The 16,176-nt window shown below is 65.4% G+C and carries 17 protein-coding genes; 11 read left to right on the top strand and 6 right to left on the bottom strand.

All coding sequences use genetic code 11. The features are described 5' to 3' along the window. Positions 1-43: 43 nt before the first annotated feature. Together AC1D75_RS04325 and AC1D75_RS04320 are read right to left on the bottom strand one after the other, a co-directional pair. Complete coding sequence (locus AC1D75_RS04325; protein WP_495514058.1) at positions 44-928, bottom strand: diacylglycerol kinase catalytic domain-containing protein; 885 nt, start codon at positions 926-928, stop codon at positions 44-46. A 30-nt stretch (positions 929-958) separates the two neighbouring features. Beyond that, positions 959-1,960 (bottom strand): SPFH domain-containing protein, encoded by a 1,002-nt coding sequence (locus tag AC1D75_RS04320; protein ID WP_495514057.1) that lies wholly within the window; start codon positions 1,958-1,960, stop codon positions 959-961. 106 nt (positions 1,961-2,066) lie between these two features. Here AC1D75_RS04320 and AC1D75_RS04315 point away from each other — a divergent pair, with 106 nt between their 5' ends. The 5 genes from AC1D75_RS04315 (at position 2,067) to AC1D75_RS04295 (ending at position 5,135) form a co-directional block, all read left to right on the top strand. Next, positions 2,067-2,777, top strand: coding sequence for an NUDIX hydrolase (locus tag AC1D75_RS04315; RefSeq protein ID WP_495514056.1), 711 nt, complete (start codon positions 2,067-2,069; stop codon positions 2,775-2,777). A gap of 72 nt (positions 2,778-2,849) precedes the next feature. After that, on the top strand, positions 2,850-3,392 hold the full coding sequence (locus tag AC1D75_RS04310; protein WP_495514055.1) for a HutD family protein: 543 nt from the start codon (positions 2,850-2,852) through the stop codon (positions 3,390-3,392). A gap of 55 nt (positions 3,393-3,447) precedes the next feature. Next, positions 3,448-4,161 carry a YwaF family protein gene (locus tag AC1D75_RS04305; protein ID WP_495515979.1) on the top strand — a complete coding sequence of 238 codons (714 nt, stop codon included), beginning with the start codon at positions 3,448-3,450 and terminating at the stop codon, positions 4,159-4,161. A gap of 52 nt (positions 4,162-4,213) precedes the next feature. Beyond that, the gene (locus tag AC1D75_RS04300; RefSeq protein WP_495514054.1) at positions 4,214-4,882 is read left to right on the top strand and encodes a hypothetical protein; all 669 of its coding nucleotides are present in this window, start codon (positions 4,214-4,216) and stop codon (positions 4,880-4,882) included. A 103-nt stretch (positions 4,883-4,985) separates the two neighbouring features. After that, positions 4,986-5,135: a hypothetical protein gene (locus AC1D75_RS04295; protein ID WP_482136344.1), complete on the top strand. Its 150-nt coding sequence runs from the start codon at positions 4,986-4,988 to the stop codon at positions 5,133-5,135. Here the strand turns inward: AC1D75_RS04295 and AC1D75_RS04290 are convergent, their stop codons facing one another. Beyond that, entirely contained in the window at positions 5,136-6,155 is a 1,020-nt protein-coding gene (locus AC1D75_RS04290) for a nitronate monooxygenase (protein WP_495514053.1), read from the bottom strand. Between the two features lie 70 nt (positions 6,156-6,225). On the opposite strand from AC1D75_RS04290, the gene rnhA reads away from it, so the two are divergent. From rnhA to AC1D75_RS04275, 3 genes are read left to right on the top strand one after another with little or no spacing between them, the layout of a single operon-like run. Further along, positions 6,226-6,669 (top strand): ribonuclease HI, encoded by a 444-nt coding sequence (gene rnhA / locus AC1D75_RS04285; protein ID WP_482136346.1) that lies wholly within the window; start codon positions 6,226-6,228, stop codon positions 6,667-6,669. Then, positions 6,669-7,592: a D-isomer specific 2-hydroxyacid dehydrogenase family protein gene (locus AC1D75_RS04280; protein WP_495514052.1), complete on the top strand. Its 924-nt coding sequence runs from the start codon at positions 6,669-6,671 to the stop codon at positions 7,590-7,592. Before rnhA ends, AC1D75_RS04280 begins: the two co-directional genes overlap by 1 nt. 41 nt (positions 7,593-7,633) lie before the next feature. Beyond that, a complete protein-coding gene (locus AC1D75_RS04275) occupies positions 7,634-8,707 on the top strand; it encodes a PQQ-dependent sugar dehydrogenase (protein ID WP_495515978.1) in 1,074 nt (357 codons plus the stop codon). 30 nt (positions 8,708-8,737) lie between these two features. Here the strand turns inward: AC1D75_RS04275 and AC1D75_RS04270 are convergent, their stop codons facing one another. After that, positions 8,738-10,456 carry a cation:proton antiporter gene (locus AC1D75_RS04270; protein ID WP_495514051.1) on the bottom strand — a complete coding sequence of 573 codons (1,719 nt, stop codon included), beginning with the start codon at positions 10,454-10,456 and terminating at the stop codon, positions 8,738-8,740. A 94-nt stretch (positions 10,457-10,550) separates the two neighbouring features. Further along, positions 10,551-11,303 (bottom strand): isocitrate lyase/PEP mutase family protein, encoded by a 753-nt coding sequence (locus AC1D75_RS04265; RefSeq protein WP_495514050.1) that lies wholly within the window; start codon positions 11,301-11,303, stop codon positions 10,551-10,553. A gap of 96 nt (positions 11,304-11,399) precedes the next feature. Here AC1D75_RS04265 and AC1D75_RS04260 point away from each other — a divergent pair, with 96 nt between their 5' ends. The 3 genes from AC1D75_RS04260 to AC1D75_RS04250 are packed head-to-tail and all read left to right on the top strand — an operon-like array spanning position 11,400 to position 15,477. Next, positions 11,400-11,777, top strand: coding sequence for a VOC family protein (locus AC1D75_RS04260; RefSeq protein ID WP_495514049.1), 378 nt, complete (start codon positions 11,400-11,402; stop codon positions 11,775-11,777). Between the two features lie 56 nt (positions 11,778-11,833). Then, positions 11,834-14,734 carry a DEAD/DEAH box helicase gene (locus AC1D75_RS04255; protein ID WP_495514048.1) on the top strand — a complete coding sequence of 967 codons (2,901 nt, stop codon included), beginning with the start codon at positions 11,834-11,836 and terminating at the stop codon, positions 14,732-14,734. Beyond that, on the top strand, positions 14,731-15,477 hold the full coding sequence (locus AC1D75_RS04250) for an SWIM zinc finger family protein (protein ID WP_495514047.1): 747 nt from the start codon (positions 14,731-14,733) through the stop codon (positions 15,475-15,477). The genes AC1D75_RS04255 and AC1D75_RS04250 overlap by 4 nt, the downstream gene beginning before the upstream one ends. A gap of 28 nt (positions 15,478-15,505) precedes the next feature. On the opposite strand, the gene AC1D75_RS04245 is transcribed toward AC1D75_RS04250, so the two are convergent. Next, on the bottom strand, positions 15,506-16,153 hold the full coding sequence (locus AC1D75_RS04245; RefSeq protein WP_495514046.1) for a dihydrofolate reductase family protein: 648 nt from the start codon (positions 16,151-16,153) through the stop codon (positions 15,506-15,508). Positions 16,154-16,176: the final 23 nt, after the last annotated feature.

Below are 16,176 nucleotides of genomic sequence, written 5' to 3'. Positions count from 1 at the left end.
TACGGAGCTGCCGCAACTTGTTGCGAAACGTCGTCGTCGCCGATCAATTCACCAGCCGCAGCGACGCCCTCGCTCGCCGCACGGTGACCCGCTGGCCCCAGGAGACCGTCAGAGCATCGGATTCGATGCCGTCTCCGAACACCACCAGATCGGATTCGGCAACGATCCCGAGTTCCTCACCGTCGTCGAGTGACCCCTCGGTGAGGTCGGTACCGGTGGCCGGTGACGGCCAGGCCTCGCGGACGAACCAGCACAGGGCCGGCGCCGGCCGCGTCGGTAGAACCAGCCTGCTGCGACGTTCGAGCCACACCGATTGGCACCACCCCGTGGCCCCGGTCCCGGTGCCCACCAGTACCCCGGAGGATGACTGCCGTTCACGCGCCGTACCGAGTTCGATGCGGTAGCGGGCCGATTGGTGGGTTGGGTGTCCGATGTAGATCTCGTTCAGTGCCCGCAACACCTGACCATCGTCGAGTTCGGCCTCGACCATGGTGCATCGCGTTACGCGCTCGAGCGCCTCCGGTCGACGCAGCAGCTCCGCGACATCCTGGCTCCGATGATTCACCAGCACACCGGGATTCATAGTCGGTTCGGCATTCACCCCGATCACCGGCTGACCGTCGAGGTACTTCGCAACGTTGGCCACCAACCCATCCTGACCGACCACCACAACAACATCTTCTTCACCGAAGACGAAGCGGCTCAAGTCGGTTCGCTCAACCATCCCGCGGCGCCAGTCCACCGGTATCGCCGCGTCCACCCGGGTGCGGGCGAGTTGTACCGCATCGTGGCGGGCCTGCACTCCGGCGATATTGCGTCCGCGGGACTTGAGGAAGAACGCGGCCTGGCCACGGGTGCCGTGCTTGGCGAGCAGTTCGTCGAGTTCGGTGCGGCGGTATACGACCACCGCCCGTGGTGCCAGTGCCATCGTTCTTTCCTTTCGCGGGTAGGTGCGTTGTCAATTGCGTTCGGCGGCAAACCGACCGAGGACCTGTGTCAGCACATCGGGCGTCAGGTTCAGCGTCCCGATCTCCGGCAGGTTGGCGGCCAATTCCTTCAGAGCCAGGCCCAGGACGATGGCTTGATCCAGATCGCGATACGGCGTCAGTGCTGCCGCATCCACCTCGGCCTGCGCCATTCCGACCACCCGGGTCGCTTCTGCTTGGGTCTGTGCCAGCAACTCCTGACGTTGCGCGTCGGCCTCCGCGCGGATCTTCTCTGCGGCGACCTCCTCTGTTGACCGCTTGCGGGCATTGCGTCCCTGTTGGTCCACCAATTGTTCCTCGCGGCGAGCGAGTTCGATCTGGCTCTGCAGCTCGTTCTCCGTGATCGTCCGCTCCCGTTCCACCGCCACCGCACGTCGTTCATAGGTGGCCCGGTCGGCTTCCTGCTGCACCTGTTCCCGCAGTGGGGTCTGCAGCGCCCGCTCCATCTCCGCCTCCGACCGCAGGGCGACCACCCGGACATCGACGACCTCCAGACCGGTCTCGGCCAGTCTCCGGTCGGCGAGTAACCCGGCCGCGACGCGTTCGCGCACCGGCGTCACACCGTCGGCCAGGGCCTGTCGCAACGGCGTGCCTGCCAGCAGGTCCAGCGCGTGCTGCTGAGCCGATTCGGTGAGCAGGCCGGCCAGCTGATCCAGCGGCCTGGCCCGCCACACCCCCTCGTCGGGATCGATACCGAAGTCGATACGACCGGCAGCGGTGTGCGGATCGACGATCCGGTAGGTGACGGTGGCCTGGACGGTCAGGTCCTGGAAGTCCACGGTGCGAGCGTGGAACAACAGCGGGAGTTGCTGGTCATCGACCGGGACCTCACTGACCGACGCGTTCAGCGGCCGGAACCAGAACGCCTGAGCCAGCCCCGAATGCACCAGCTTCGCCTTTGCCGTGTGCTCGATGTACATGTTAGGCGCGCACCGCATGTGACGCAGGAACATTGCTCGTTTGATGTCAGCCATGACCCGGCCTTCCTCTGTTGCTCGTTCTCGACGATCTGTTGTTGTCGTCAGATTGACGATAACCCCATTGGTCGCTAATCGTCAAGATGACGATTAGTATGGGCGCATGGCTTCCGACTTCTGGTTCAACGCCGCGGCCAGCGTCGACCTCGTGGTCCTGACCATTCACGATGGCCGGCTGTGCGCATTGCTGGTCCGCCGCGGCATCGATCCGCACATCGGCGAGTGGGCGTTGCCCGGCGGATTCATCCACGACGACGAAGACCTACCCGACGCCGCCTACCGGGAACTGGCCGAGGAAACCGGAGTGGGACGCGACGGCGTCCACCTCGAACAACTCGCCACGTACGGTCGCCCGGACCGCGACCCCCGCGGCCGGGTCATCAGCACCGCATACCTGGCACTGACGCCGCACACGCCGGCACCGGTGGCCGGATCCGACGCGGCCAACGCAGCCCTGCATCCGGTCGAAACAATTCTCGGTGACACAACGTCAGGTGGCAGAACGTCATTGGCGTTCGACCACAACGAGATCCTCGCCGACGGTGTCGAACGCGCCCGATCGAAGCTGGAATACACACCACTGGCCACGACATTCTGTGAGCCCGAGTTCACCGTCGCCGAACTGCGCCGGGTGTACGAGACCGTCTGGGGCCGAACACTCGATCCCCGCAATTTCCATCGCAAGGTGACCGGCGCCCCGGATTTCGTCCGGGCGACCGGAGCCATGACCGGCCGCGACGGTGGGCGCCCCGCCGCGCTCTACACCGTCGGCGGCGCCGCCTTGCTTCACCCGCCACTGCTGCGCCCCACCTGACGCGGGACGGCCGAATATTCATACACGCCAACAACTCGAGAATCAGAAAGCCGGTGTCAGCCAATGGCAATCATGCTCGTTCAGTCAACCGATCGCGTCCAGGTGCCCTGGAAGAACGGGGCTGGAATCACAGAGGAGATCGCGCTTCTGGCCGACGCCTCGGGTACACCCATCTGGCGTATCAGCGTCGCCGATCTGCCCGGCGCGGCGACCACGTTCTCGGTGTTCGAAGGATTCGACCGCATCTTCACCATCATCGGCGAACACGGTGTGATGCTGGACTTTTCGGGATCAACCGTCCAGGTCGATCCACTGACCCCTTATCGGTTCGCCGACGACAGTGCGCCGCAGTGCCATCCGCGGGGACACACGCGGGCACTCAACGTGATGGCGCAGCATGACTCCACCGACATCGCCGTGTCGCCACTGCCCGGTCACGGCCGCAGGCCTTTCACCACCGATCCCGCCGTGATCACCGGAATGTTCGTGATCACCGGAAGCATCTCGGCGGGCGATCTCGTCGCACACCCGGACGACTGTCTCCTCATCCATCACAGCGAACGGACACTATCTGTGGACGGTACCGCAATACTGATCGAGATCACTCCGCACTGAGTGGGTGGCGAAAGCCGGTGCGGGGTCGGAGGACGACAACGGCGGAGGTGATCGATTGTTCACCGCACAAAGGGAGTTCGCGGCCTACGGCCCGTCGTACTGGGCAGTGATCGCACTGTTCGTCGCGGTCGCCGCATTGCTCGTCTGGCTCGGGCGCCGACAGAGCGATGCGCAGGCGCGGCGGCTACGCCGCGCCCTGGCCGTTACGACCGCCGCGATCTACGGTGCGGCGCTGATCTATTCGTTGTTCCCGCCTAGCATCGACGGGTCTGTGCCGCTGCGTCTGACCGACCTCGCGACGGTGGCGGCGGCGTACGCGCTGTGGTCGCAGGCACTTTGGGCTTTCGCCCTCACCTACTACTGGGGGCTGGTGCTGAGCGCGCAGGCGTTGATCTCACCGGTCCTGACCGGCCCGGACTTCCCCCACTACGAGTTCCTCACCTTCTGGGGGATCCACCTTCTCGTCGTCTGGGCCGCGATCTATCTCACCTGGGGTCTGCGGATGCTGCCGCAGTGGCGCAGCTACCGGATCGCGGTCCTGGTCACAGCGGCTTGGGCGGTGACAACGTTCACCTTCAACCGCATCGCCGGTACCAATTACGGGTTCCTCAACCGGAAACCCGACACGGCAACCCTGTTGGACGTACTCGGGCCCTGGCCGCTGTATGTGCTGACCGCGACCGTCTTGATCCTCATCGTGTGGGCCCTGATGACCTACCCGTGGGAGCGGACCCACCGCGTCCGGGACGAAAGTCCGGTCCGGACCTGATCTCTCATCGTGCAGCTTTGTTTCGAATGACCAGGTGGCAGGATGTGGCCCCATGGGGAGACTGTGTTTTGCACTGACGGTCGTGGGTGGTCTGGTCGCGTTACTGGGGGCGGCGCTGTACCAGGGGTTGTCGAGTCCGGGCGGTGGTAGCGGGTACGTGGTGGATTACATCGGGGCCACGTCCTTTTCCGATGATCACATCACCTCGGAATCCCAGCGCTACGTCACGGCGGGTGCGGTGGGTGCGGTGATCGGGTTGGTTACCGGTGCGGTGCTGCACCTGGTCGGCGTCCGCGTGGATGCGGGTACTCGCGTCGGCCTCACCGTGCTGGCGGGGCTTCTCGGATGCACCGTCGGCCTACTGCCCGCGCTCATCCCTTTGACGACCGGAGCTGAGCCACCCGGTGGTCTCTCACCCCTCGAGCTCTACGCGGTCACCGGAATGTTCGCGTATGCCCTCGCGCTCGCTGCCGTGCACTTCTCGCTAGGGGCTATCGGTGCTCCGGGTACGAAGCCGACGACGCACGCGACGGCAGTTGTGCTCCCTGTCGGTGCGATTCTCGCGACAGCGGCCGGGGTGTTCAGCGCGTGGTGGTTGGGTTTCTCCACCGTCACCTCGACGTGGATCGTCGTAGTGGTCGAGGTGGTCCTGATCCTGTGCGCGTCGTTTGCGGTGGCTCGCGGGTTGGGAATGCGACGGCATACTGCTCAAGAGAGTTGACCTGCGCGGTACCGGCACACCGACGGGCGATCCGGTACCTCCATGCGATCAAACGGTTCCGCGACTAGCGTGGAGGCAGCACTCCAATCGAAGCGAGGCCTTGATGACGTTCCCCTTCGAAGACGCAGAACCGATCGGTGAGACCGAGGAACTGCGCAAACAGGCCGCGGTCTACGAAGCCGGCGAGCACGGCCACGAGATCAACCGTGGCCACGCCCTCGGCGGAACCGCGGGCTCCATCGACGGGCAATAGTCAACGACCAGCAAAATCTGCAACGATGTCGGCGGCCGAACCCGGGCGGATGTCCCGAAAACCGGTACCCGCCCAGTGATTTGTCGCGTGCGGATCACCGGCCCGGACCGCGGCCTTACGCAGAGGCCCGGTCAGATAGTGGACCTGGGGATACGCCAGGGGCGCGGTCTGTTCGTGATTCTGCATGAACCGGTTGCGGAGGCCGCGCGCATATCGCCCGGAGAATGCGCGGGTCACAGCGGTTGCGGTGAACTGCGGATCGCGCAGCGCGGCCCGTGAGACCGGGTTGGTTCCGGCTTCATCGCTGAGCAGCAGCGCCGTGCCGACCTGCGAAGCGACCGCACCGAGACCGAGCATCACCGCGGCAGCCTCCGGTGTGCTGATACCGCCGGCCGCGATCACCACATCGCTGATCGCCCGGGCCGCGACCACCAGTGTTTCCAGCGAATCGGTGGACGGCCGCGCCAACGGATCAAAGGTGCCGCGATGGCCGCCTGCCCCCGGACCTTGCGCCACCAGACCGTCGACACCTCGGGCGACGGCCTCTTGCGCCTCGGCCTGCGTTGTCACCGTCCCGAGCGTGGCCACCCCGGCGTCTGCAAATCGTTTGATGTCGCCGTGGTCGGCACAGCCGAACGTGAACGACACCACCTCGGGCCGCAGGTCGAGGAGCACCTCGACCTTCTGCGCGTAGTCGTCATCGGTGTATTTGGGCTCGCCGAGGTCGACGCCGAAGTGCCGGGCCAACGCCCCGAGTTCCTCCGCGTAGGCAGCGATCTCCGCGGGCTTCCCGACGTCCGGCTGTGGCACGAACAGGTTCACCGCGAGAGGTCCGGATGTCAGCGAGCGCGCCACTGCGATGTCGTCGGCGAGCTTGTCCGCCGTCAGCAACGCTCCGGCGAGGAAGCCGAGCCCACCGGCCTCGGTCACCGCCGCCGCCAGCTGCGGAGTACTCGGGCCACCCGCCATCGGAGCCCCCACGATGGGTACCTCGAGAGCACGAACGTCGAACACCGCCACGGCCAACCTCCTGCGTTGAGTAGTGCTACGCCGACGGTAGCCTTTCTGCCATGTCAGAGACGATCACACCATGACAACTCCCGTCGAGATCTCGACCGACGGCGCCTGCCTGGGCAATCCGGGACCGGGCGGATGGGGTGCGGTCCTGCGCTACAAGGAACACGAGAAGCAGATCTCCGGCTCCGAGCCCGACACCACCAACAACAAGATGGAGTTGACCGCAGCCATCAAGGGGCTCGAGGCTGTGAAGAAACCGTCGACGGTGATTCTGTATACCGACAGCACTTACGTCCGCAACGGAATCATGAAGTGGGCGTCGGGGTGGCAGTCCAACGGCTGGCTGACCAAAGACAAGAAGCCGGTGAAGAACAGTGAATTGTGGCGTGAACTGATCGCACAATGTGACAGGCACGAGGTCGAGTGGAGATGGGTCAAAGGCCATTCCGGCGACCACTACAACGAGATCGCCGATGAACTCGCCACGAGCGCTGCCCGCAAGCTGAAAGAAGGATGATGAGTACCGAACCCGTTCCGGTCGCCCTGATCCCCGACCACGATCAGCATCTGGCACAGGCGATCACCTCGGCAGGCGGCGAGATCGTCGACCTCGCCGATGCCCGCGCTCTGGTCTGGACCGGCAATGTCGACGGCTTCCCCTCGCCCCTGCCCGACCACATCGAGTGGGTGCAACTGCGACTGGCCGGGATCGAATCATTCCTGAACGCAGGCCTTCTCGACGACAAACGCATCTGGACCAATGCCTCGGGTTTTTATGCCGAGAACGTCGCCGAACACGCCCTGGCGTTGCTGTTGGCCGGACTCCGTCAGATCAACGTTGCGGTGCAGCGACATTGGGACAAAGACGCAATCGACACCGCGGTTCGTTCGCTGCACGGTTCCACCGTGGCCATCATCGGTGCCGGTGGAATCGCCCGCTCGCTGATCCCACGCCTGCGGGCCTGCGGCGCAGATGTGCTGGCCGTCAACCACTCCGGGCGACCGGTCGACGGGGCGATCGACACGCTGCCGTCCAGCCGCCTCGACGAGGTGTGGTCGCGGTGCGATCACGTGGTCCTGGCCGCGCCATCGACCGACGAGACCCGGCACATGATCAACGCGACCACCCTCGCCGCGTTGCCGTCACACGCCTGGATCGTGAACGTCGCACGGGGACCCCTCGTCGACGAAACCGCCCTGTACACCGCTCTGAACACCGGTGAGATCGCAGGCGCGGCCCTCGACGTCACCGATCCGGAACCACCCGCCGTTGACCATCCGCTGTGGGATCTGCCGAACGTGATCATCACGCCACACGTGGCGAACCCGTCGTCGGGACTGACCCGGACCCTGGCACCCTGGGTGGCGGAGAACCTGCGCCGGTTCACTGCCGGCGGCGACAACATGCTGGCGCTGGTCGATCCGAACGCCAGCTACTGATCTTCCGGGAGGTCGTCGTGCGCACAACCGTCCGAGTACTCATGTCCGTTGCCGGGGCGAGTTTGATCGCGTCGTGCAGCGGCGAGAGCGCAGACACCGCACCCCCGAGCCCATCGTCGACGACGTCAGCCCAGACGTCGACCCAGATCGGATACCCGGGCACGCCCGAAGACGTCGTGACCGGCCTCGACGCACCGTGGTCGATCGTGTTCACCCGAGGTGCTGCGCTGATCAGCGAACGCGACACCGGCGACATCCTCGAGATCGTCGGCGATGGCACCCGCGTGGTCGGGACCGTCCGCGACGTCGCGCCCGCCGGTGAAGGCGGCCTTCTCGGGTTGGCGGCCAACGACGGCGACCTGTATGTCTACTTCACCGGCAGCGACGGCGACAACCGCGTGGTGAGGTACCCGCTGACCGGATCGGCGGGCGGTCTCGGGCTCGGTGAACCCACCGACGTCCTGGTCGGGATCCCGGGTGGGCGTACCCACAACGGCGGACGCATCGCGTTCGGCCCGGACGGCAAGCTCTACATCACCACCGGCGATGCGCAGGACCGGCCCAGTGCCCAGGATCCGTCGAGCCTGGCGGGCAAGATCCTGCGCCTGAACCCCGACGGCACGGTGCCGGCCGACAACCCGACCGCAGGGAGTCCGGCGTGGTCGCTCGGGCACCGAAATGTACAGGGGTTGGCGTGGTCTGACGATGGCACCATGTTCTCGGTCGAGTACGGGCAGGACGCGTGGGACGAACTCAACATCATCCGACCCGGCGGCAATTACGGCTGGCCGCAGGTCGAGGGCATCGGCGAGCAGGTCGGCGACAGCATCTACACCGATCCGGTTCAGCAATGGCGGCCCGACGACGCCAGCCCCAGTGGCATGACCATCGCCGGGGACACGATTTACGTCGCCAACTTGAAAGGTGAACGGCTGCGTGCGATTCCGGTTGCTGCTCCGTCCACGGCCGAAGAGTTGTACGTCGACGAGTTCGGCCGACTCCGCGATGTGGCGGTGGCGCCCGACGGTTCCCTGTGGTTTCTCACCAACAACACCGACGGTCGGGGCAGCGCGGGACCCGATGACGATCGGATCAAACGCGTCGTGATCGGTTGAGACGAAAGCCATCTCAGCAACCGGCCGAGGTCAGTCGGACTCCTCGATGTTCAGTTGTTCGAGCCGTGCTTCTTCGAGGTCGAGCAGATGCTGCGCATGGTTCAGTGCCTGCGAGCTGCACAACCCCAGATTGCGGACTCTGAGCAGCGCCTTTCGTTCGGCAACGAGCACCGCCATGCGAACCCGGAAGTACTCGTCACGTCCGCGTTGTTCGACCTCGGTGTCACTCTGGACGCGCCCCCGTCCGATGATGCTGTCGTTGCGAACCATGTCGATGACTGTCTCTGACACCCTGTCTTCACCGGTACCGATCACTTCCGGATCACGCAGTGCATCGGCGGCGGCCTCCCTCAGCTCTGCGACCAGCTGTTCGTATTCACCGCGCAGCCGGTCCTGATCATCGGGCGCGACCTTCGCCATCCGGATCACCGCAGGCAGTGTGAAACCTTGCAGCAGAAGCGTTGTGCCGGCAACCACGAAGGCGATCAGGATCAGCTGCGGACGGTGCGGGGTGTCCGACGGCAGCGTCTGTGCGGCGGCAACGGTGATGGCGCCGCGCATACCCGCCCAGCCGAGCACCACACCGCCGCGCCATCCGAGGGTCTCGTTGAGTTTGAAGGCGACGTCGGCCGAGACCCGCGTCATCCGGGTCTGCATGTGGCGCAGCCGTCGTTCGGTGAACGCGTCATCGGGTTCGTGGGCGTCGAGCCTGGCCTGCATTTTGTCCAGGCGTGGGATCGACTCGTGGGCGCGCTTGGTGTCGCGGCGCAACAGCGCGACCATCGGTGCCACGAAGGCGATCCGCAGCAGGATCACGATGGCCGCGGCGAGCAGTCCGAGGCCGACCGCGTGCCAGGTGCTGAACGAGCTGTCCTGGACATCTTCGATCGATTTCTTGAGCTCGAGCCCCATCAGCAGGAACACCGCACCCTCCAGCAGGAAGGCGAGCGTGCGCCAGTTGACCGCCTCCGTGAGCCGGTCCTGTGCACCCAGATGCTGCGATGCCCGATGGCCCGTGACCAACCCCGCGACCACGACGGCCAACACACCCGAGGCCCCGGCCTCTTCGGCGGGTAAGTAGGCGATGAACGGCACGACCAACGAGATGGCGGTGGTCAGGATCGGGTCGTCGAGCAGACCGCGGACGCGGACATTGACGTAGCCGACAACCACCCCGATCGCCACGGCGATCACCACGGCCAACACGAAATCGCCGGCCACACCCCAGAGCGTCACCGTGCCGCCGAGCGCTGCCACCGCGGACCGCAACAACACCAGCGCCGAGGCGTCGTTGACCAAACCCTCACCTTCGAGGACCGCGACCACTCGCGAGGGCAGCCCCAACTTCTTACCGATCGAGGTTGCCGCGACCGCGTCGGTCGGGCTGATCACCGCGCCGAGGGCAAAGGCCGCGGGCCAACCCAGGTCAGGAATCAGGGCGTGGAAGAACCAACCCGTCCCCAGCGTGGTGACGACTACCAGCAGGACCGCGAGCGCCGTGATCGGTTTGAAGTTCCGCCGGAAATCCTGGGCCGGCATGTTGACCGCTGCCGCGTACAACAGCGGCGGCAGCACACCCGCCAAAATGAGTTCTGGTGAAATCTCGACGTCCGGAACCCCGGGCAGAAAACTCAGGCCGACCCCGACGATCACCAGCAACAACGGGGCCGCGACACCCAGCCGTCCCGAAAACACCGCTACGCCCACGATTGCGATGACTGCCAGGACGAAGACCAGTGTCAGTTCCACACCCACACTTTGCCACCGCTGTCATGAATCACTCGCAGCCGACGGTGTCGCAAAGCCCGCCGAGCGGACCCGAATCACCGTCGACCGCGCCCGATCACTTCCAGGGCGCGAGGACTTCGTCGGCCCGCACGGCCAGGACCATCTGGAACAGCGGACCGAAACTGACCCGGGCGACCCCGAGCGCAGCGAAGGCGGCCTTGTTGTTGTTCACCGGATGCCCGATGGCGTTGACCGGCAGCGGCAATTCGTCGACGAGCCGTTTCTGCACCGCATCCTCGTGGAAGCCAACCGGGTAGAGCACGTCGGCACCGGCGTCGGCGGCCAGTTTCAGGCGGGCGATCGCCCGGTCGACGCGGTCGGCCTCGTCACCGACCTGTTTGAGAAACAGATCGGTCCGGGCGTTGATCACCACATGGACGTCGGTGGCATCGGACGCCGCGCGCAGGGCGCCCACGAAGTCTGCGTGTTCCTGCGCTTCCCGCAGACGGCCACCCTCGCTGTGGACGGTGTCTTCGATGTTGAGTCCCACCGCGCCTGCGGTGATCAGTCCGTCGATCAGCCGTTTCGGGTCTTCGCCGTAGCCGGCTTCGATGTCCACGGAGATCGGCACGTCGACCGCGTCGGTGATCTGTTTGATGCGGGTGGTCAGTTCGGTGAAGGTGATGCCCTCGTTGTCGGGTTTGCCGATCGAATCCGACACCGGATGGCTGCCAACGGTCAGTGCGGTGAATCCCGCGGATACGGCCAGGTTGGCCGACCACGCGTCCCACACCGTCGGCAGGATCACCGGGTTTCCTGGTTGATGGAGTTCGAGCAGAGTTGCGGCCTTGCCTGAGAGTTCCGTCATGCCCTCTACAACTACGCCGGTTGTCGTCAACATTCCGCGAAGTCAGCAGTTGCGTACACATCGGTCGCTGTCACAGGCCTGTCGTACGCTCGCCCCATGTCCGACGAACCCACCACCCTGACCATCGGCAGCGTCAATTTCGCCGCCACCGACCCGGCGGCTCTCGCCGCGTTCTGGATCGCGGTGATGGGCGGCGAGATCGCCGGTGAAACCCCCGACTACGTCTACGTCTCGGCACCCACGGGTGGAGTTCCGCTGTTCTTCCACAAGGTCGACGATCTCCCACCGGCCCAGGGCCGTATCCATCTCGACCTCAGCACCGCGGCCGGGCACCGTGACGAAGAGGTGAACCGGCTTCTCGGCCTGGGCGCCACTCGCGAATGGGACGTACTCGACGAGGTCCCGTGGGTGGAATGGACAACGATGTCCGATCCAGAGGGAAATCTGTTCTGTGTGAGTTGTCCGCGGCAGTAGCCGAACCGGTGTCGCGCGATGCCGGGGCTGTCACATCCGCGTGCCACCATGAACGGGTGACTCAGACAGCGGCGGCCCACGCGTTATGGCGCGGTGGGGTCGGTCTGTCCCTGTGGTTCACCGACGCCGATGGGCAGCCGTGCACCGAGCACGTACCCGACGGCCTGCCGCCGGCACTCGACACCGTTGTCGGTGGTCGGTCACTGCGGCGCACCATCACGGTCTCCGGGCCCGGCGCCGATGACCGGCGCGACATCGCCTCGGTGACGCTGGGACCGGCGGCAGCATGTGAACTTCTCGAGGCCATCAAACCCGACGACATCGTCGGCGGCGAACTGCGCTACTACCGCTATCTGCTGGATTCGACCGAACGATTTGTCCGATCGGGTTCGGTCACGCCCGCTGTGAACCGGATCGCCGGCGAGTGGACTGTCCGGTGGGCACCTTTGGCCACCACCCCCTGGCGCACCTGGCTGTCGACGGCGATCGCAGCGGCCCCACCCGTGGTCCTCGCCAACGGTGACACCGACGCGATCATGGACTTCTGCGGTGAGATGACCGACCATCTCTGCCGCACCAGTTGTCGCGCCATCAAACCCGATGCCGTCCGATCCGCATTTGTCCGGACCCTGTTACCCGACGTCGATGCGCCGCCGATGTCCGCGGACAAGGCGACGGCCGCCGCGTCGGCCTGGTCGCAATGGGCCGACGGTCTGCGGCTCGGTGAATCAGCTCTGGTGTTGCGTCTGAACGAACCAGACGAGGGCGATGAGGACAGCGAAGGCGATCCGACCAGGTGGCGGCTGCAGGTCTGCCGTCGGACCGTCGACCGCCCCGACGAACCCGTGGAGCTACGGCGACTCGACGCCCACGAGATCGATCAGGTCACCACCGAGGTCGCAGGCGCGGTCCGGGCCTTTCCCACGCTCAAGGCCGCTCGCCACGACCACTATTCGCTCGATTTCCTGCTCACCACCGACGTCGTGCTCGAACTCCTCGACACCGGCGTCGCGGCACTTGCCGAGGCCGGATACGAAGTGCTGTTGCCTCGCTCGATCGCACATGTCCGGCCCACGCTGACGCTGCGGGGCAAGCAAGAAGGTGGCACGCCGCAGCGGTCGGTCGTGGTGGGATTCGACGAGATCCGCAATTTCCAATGGCAATTGGCGCTCGGCGAGGACGTGCTCAACGCCGCCGAGTTGGACGCGCTGGCCCGCCAGAAGGGCGACCTGGTGAAGGTCCGGGGCAAATGGGTGCGGGCCGACAATGCCGCGTTGTCCCGCACGGCGGCGTTCATCCAGGCGCAGAAAGCACTGGCCGAGTCCGGTCAGCCCGCCGACATGGGCGAACTGTTCGCCCTGGTGACCGACGGTGATGACAAGCTCCCGGTCCCGGTCAGCCGGGTCGAGGGTTTGTCGTGGCTCGACGAGATCAAACGCCGTGGGCGCATGGCACCGCCGGTGCTCGCCGCGCCGGAATCGTTGCGCGCCGAACTGCGGCCCTATCAACAGCGCGGTATGGAGTGGCTGCGCCATCTGAGCTCGTTGGGCATCGGAGCGGTGCTCGCCGACGACATGGGTCTGGGCAAGACAATTCAGGTCCTGGCGTTGATCTGTGGCGAGCGTGAAACCCCTGACGCCCAGGCAGATCGGTCGGGAACGACGCTGCTGATCTGCCCGATGTCGGTGGTCGGCAACTGGGAGCGGGAGATCGCCCGGTTCGCCCCGCAGTTGTCGGTGCTGATCCATCACGGGCCCGGACGGCAGGCCGGGCCGCCGTTCGTCGCCGCCGCAGCAGCCGCCGACATCGTGATCACCACGTTTGCCATCGCATCCCGTGATCGAAAGCTGTTGAGCTCCAACACCTGGGACCGGCTGGTGGTCGACGAGGCACAGCACATCAAGAATGTCGCCACCGCACAATCAAAGGCCGTTCGAACGATTCAGGCCCGACATCGAATCGCCTTGACCGGCACCCCGGTCGAGAATCGACTCGAAGATCTGCGGTCGGTGATCGATCTGGTCAATCCCGGACTCCTCGGCACCGCCTCGACCTTCAAATCCCGGTACGCCGAAGCCATTGAACGAGAGCGTGATCCGCGGGCGGTACAACGCTTGAACGCCGTCACGTCCCCGTTCATCCTGCGACGGGTCAAATCAGATCCGACAGTGATCTCCGACCTGCCCGAGAAAGCGGAGCTCACGGTCCGCGCCAATCTCACCATCGAACAGGCGGGCCTGTACCGCGCGGTCATCGACGATCTGATGGAGGCCCTGGGCAGGGGTGAGACCAAGGAGGCCGGGAGTGAGCGGCGCAGAACGGTTTTCGCGGCACTGACGCGACTCAAGCAGATCTGTAATCATCCTGCCCACTATCTCGGTGACGGTTCACCGATCATGCGCCGCAACGAACATCGTTCCGGCAAGATCGAATTGCTGGCGGACATCCTCGAGAACATCATCGCCGACGGCGAGCGAGCGCTGGTGTTCACGCAATTCACCGCATTCGGGACGATGTTGCAGCCGTGGCTCTCCGATCGGATCGGCCAAGAGTTCTCGTTCCTGCACGGCGGACTGAGCCGCACCGCGCGTGACACCATGGTCGCGGAGTTCTCCGACCCCGATGGGCCCGCGATCATGCTGGCATCGTTGAAGGCAGGCGGCACCGGACTGAATCTCACCTCAGCCAATCATGTTGTGCATCTGGATCGTTGGTGGAACCCCGCCGTCGAGAACCAGGCCACCGATCGCGTCTACCGGATCGGGCAACAACGTCGGGTGGAGGTGCGCAAGTTCGTGTGCGTGGGCACCCTGGAAGAACGCATCGACCAGCTCATCGCCGACAAGCGGGAGTTGTCCGAGCTGACCGTCTCCACCGGCGAGAGTTGGCTCGCGAACACCGCGGACGACGAACTCTATGACCTGATGCGCCTGAGCGACGAGGCGGTGGGCGAATGAGCCGCACACCCAAGGCGCCGCAGCGCGGCTACGGTCTGACGCCGTGGTCCAAGGCGTTCCTGCTGGCCGTGGAATCAACCGCCGAGGCACGCAAGATCACCAAGGCGCGCACCTACTTTCGTGACCGTGTGGTCATCGACCTGGTGGTGCGGTCCGGCCAGGTGAAAGCACTGGTCCAGGGAAGCCAGCTCGATCCGTTCGAGGTGACGATCACCACCGGCCCGGCAGATCCCGCCACCGTCCTGTCGCTGCTACGCCAACAGGGCAAGACCGATGACCTGGTCGCGGTCACGCGTGGTCGGCAACCCGAAACCCTCGGATCGCTGGTGATCCCCACCGAGGCATCCGACATCCGCGTCGACTGCAATTGCCCCGATGCAGCCGACCGCTGCATCCACCTGCTCGCCGTCAGCTACGAGCTGGCCGCCGCCATCGACAAGGAACCATCCACGCTGCTCACCGTGATGGGCACCGACCTGGCCCTGCTGCTCGCCCACTTGCGTGATGCTCCCGCCGATGCGGAGACCGAAACAGCGCCCCCGCCGGCGGTCATGACCGAGGTCGACTTCTACGGCGACGGCAGGCAGATGCCCGCGTTGCCCCATCCACCCCAGCTCGATGTGCTGTCCGAGCTCGACACCACCGAGTTGTCGGCGGCACTGCGCCGGTCAGGTTCCGCGGCAATGGATGTGGCCCAGGCCGTCGACGAACTCGCCGAGTTGTACGCCCGCATCGTGCGCTGATCGCCGAGCGGCGCCAGAACGGATGGGCCTACCGACGCCAGAACAGTTGATGGGTCACTCCGCTTGCGCTGGGCACGGTTTCGAGGAAGAACCGGTCTTCGAGTTCTTGCGGGGTGTCCCACAGACGCAGGCCTTGCCCGATCGTGATCGGTGCGACCGCGACGTGCATCGAGTCGATGAGATCGGCGTCGAGAAACTCACGGACGGTGCTCACCCCGCCCCCGATACGGACGTCCTTGCCGTCCGCAGCTGCCTTGGCCTCATCCAGTGCCTCGGCCGGCGACGCATCGATGAAGTGAAAGGTGGTGTCGGCCAGCGTGAACGACGGTCGCTCGTGGTGGGTCAGAACGAATACCGGGGTGTGAAAGGGCGGCGTATCGCCCCACCATCCTTGCCATTCGTGGTTCTGCCACGGCCCACGCTCCGGCCCGAACTTGTTGCGTCCCATGATCTCGGCGCCAATATTGCGTTCGAAGTCACGGATCAGGTAGTCGTCGAGGCCACGGGTACCCCCGGGGCCGGTGCGACCTGGAAAACCGGCGGTGGCCATGGCCCACGCGTGCAGATCCCTGGGATCGACTCCGTCTCCGAACGGCTGATCGATGCTTTGGTTCTCACCCGCGCCGACGCCGTCCAACGACACGCCGAAATTCTGAACCCGGACCAGCTGCGACATTTTGTCGACCTTTCGTCTGTCTG

Source organism: Williamsia sp. Y712 (assembly GCF_059445525.1).
The sequence above is the reverse complement of the archived record's forward strand: the minus strand, read 5'-3'. Positions and strand labels throughout refer to the sequence as shown.

Bases quoted from the DNA above. Each gene is read 5' to 3' on its own strand.
- AC1D75_RS04325 (WP_495514058.1), bottom strand. From the start codon at position 928: ATGGCACTGGCACCACGGGCGGTGGTCGTATACCGCCGCACCGAACTC.
- AC1D75_RS04320 (WP_495514057.1), bottom strand. From the start codon at position 1,960: ATGGCTGACATCAAACGAGCAATGTTCCTGCGTCACATGCGGTGCGCG.
- AC1D75_RS04315 (WP_495514056.1), top strand. From the start codon at position 2,067: ATGGCTTCCGACTTCTGGTTCAACGCCGCGGCCAGCGTCGACCTCGTG.
- AC1D75_RS04310 (WP_495514055.1), top strand. From the start codon at position 2,850: ATGCTCGTTCAGTCAACCGATCGCGTCCAGGTGCCCTGGAAGAACGGG.
- AC1D75_RS04300 (WP_495514054.1), top strand. From the start codon at position 4,214: ATGGGGAGACTGTGTTTTGCACTGACGGTCGTGGGTGGTCTGGTCGCG.
- AC1D75_RS04295 (WP_482136344.1), top strand. From the start codon at position 4,986: ATGACGTTCCCCTTCGAAGACGCAGAACCGATCGGTGAGACCGAGGAA.
- rnhA (WP_482136346.1), top strand. From the start codon at position 6,226: ATGACAACTCCCGTCGAGATCTCGACCGACGGCGCCTGCCTGGGCAAT.
- AC1D75_RS04280 (WP_495514052.1), top strand. From the start codon at position 6,669: ATGAGTACCGAACCCGTTCCGGTCGCCCTGATCCCCGACCACGATCAG.
- AC1D75_RS04275 (WP_495515978.1), top strand. From the start codon at position 7,634: ATGTCCGTTGCCGGGGCGAGTTTGATCGCGTCGTGCAGCGGCGAGAGC.
- AC1D75_RS04265 (WP_495514050.1), bottom strand. From the start codon at position 11,303: ATGACGGAACTCTCAGGCAAGGCCGCAACTCTGCTCGAACTCCATCAA.
- AC1D75_RS04260 (WP_495514049.1), top strand. From the start codon at position 11,400: ATGTCCGACGAACCCACCACCCTGACCATCGGCAGCGTCAATTTCGCC.
- AC1D75_RS04250 (WP_495514047.1), top strand. From the start codon at position 14,731: ATGAGCCGCACACCCAAGGCGCCGCAGCGCGGCTACGGTCTGACGCCG.
- AC1D75_RS04245 (WP_495514046.1), bottom strand. From the start codon at position 16,153: ATGTCGCAGCTGGTCCGGGTTCAGAATTTCGGCGTGTCGTTGGACGGC.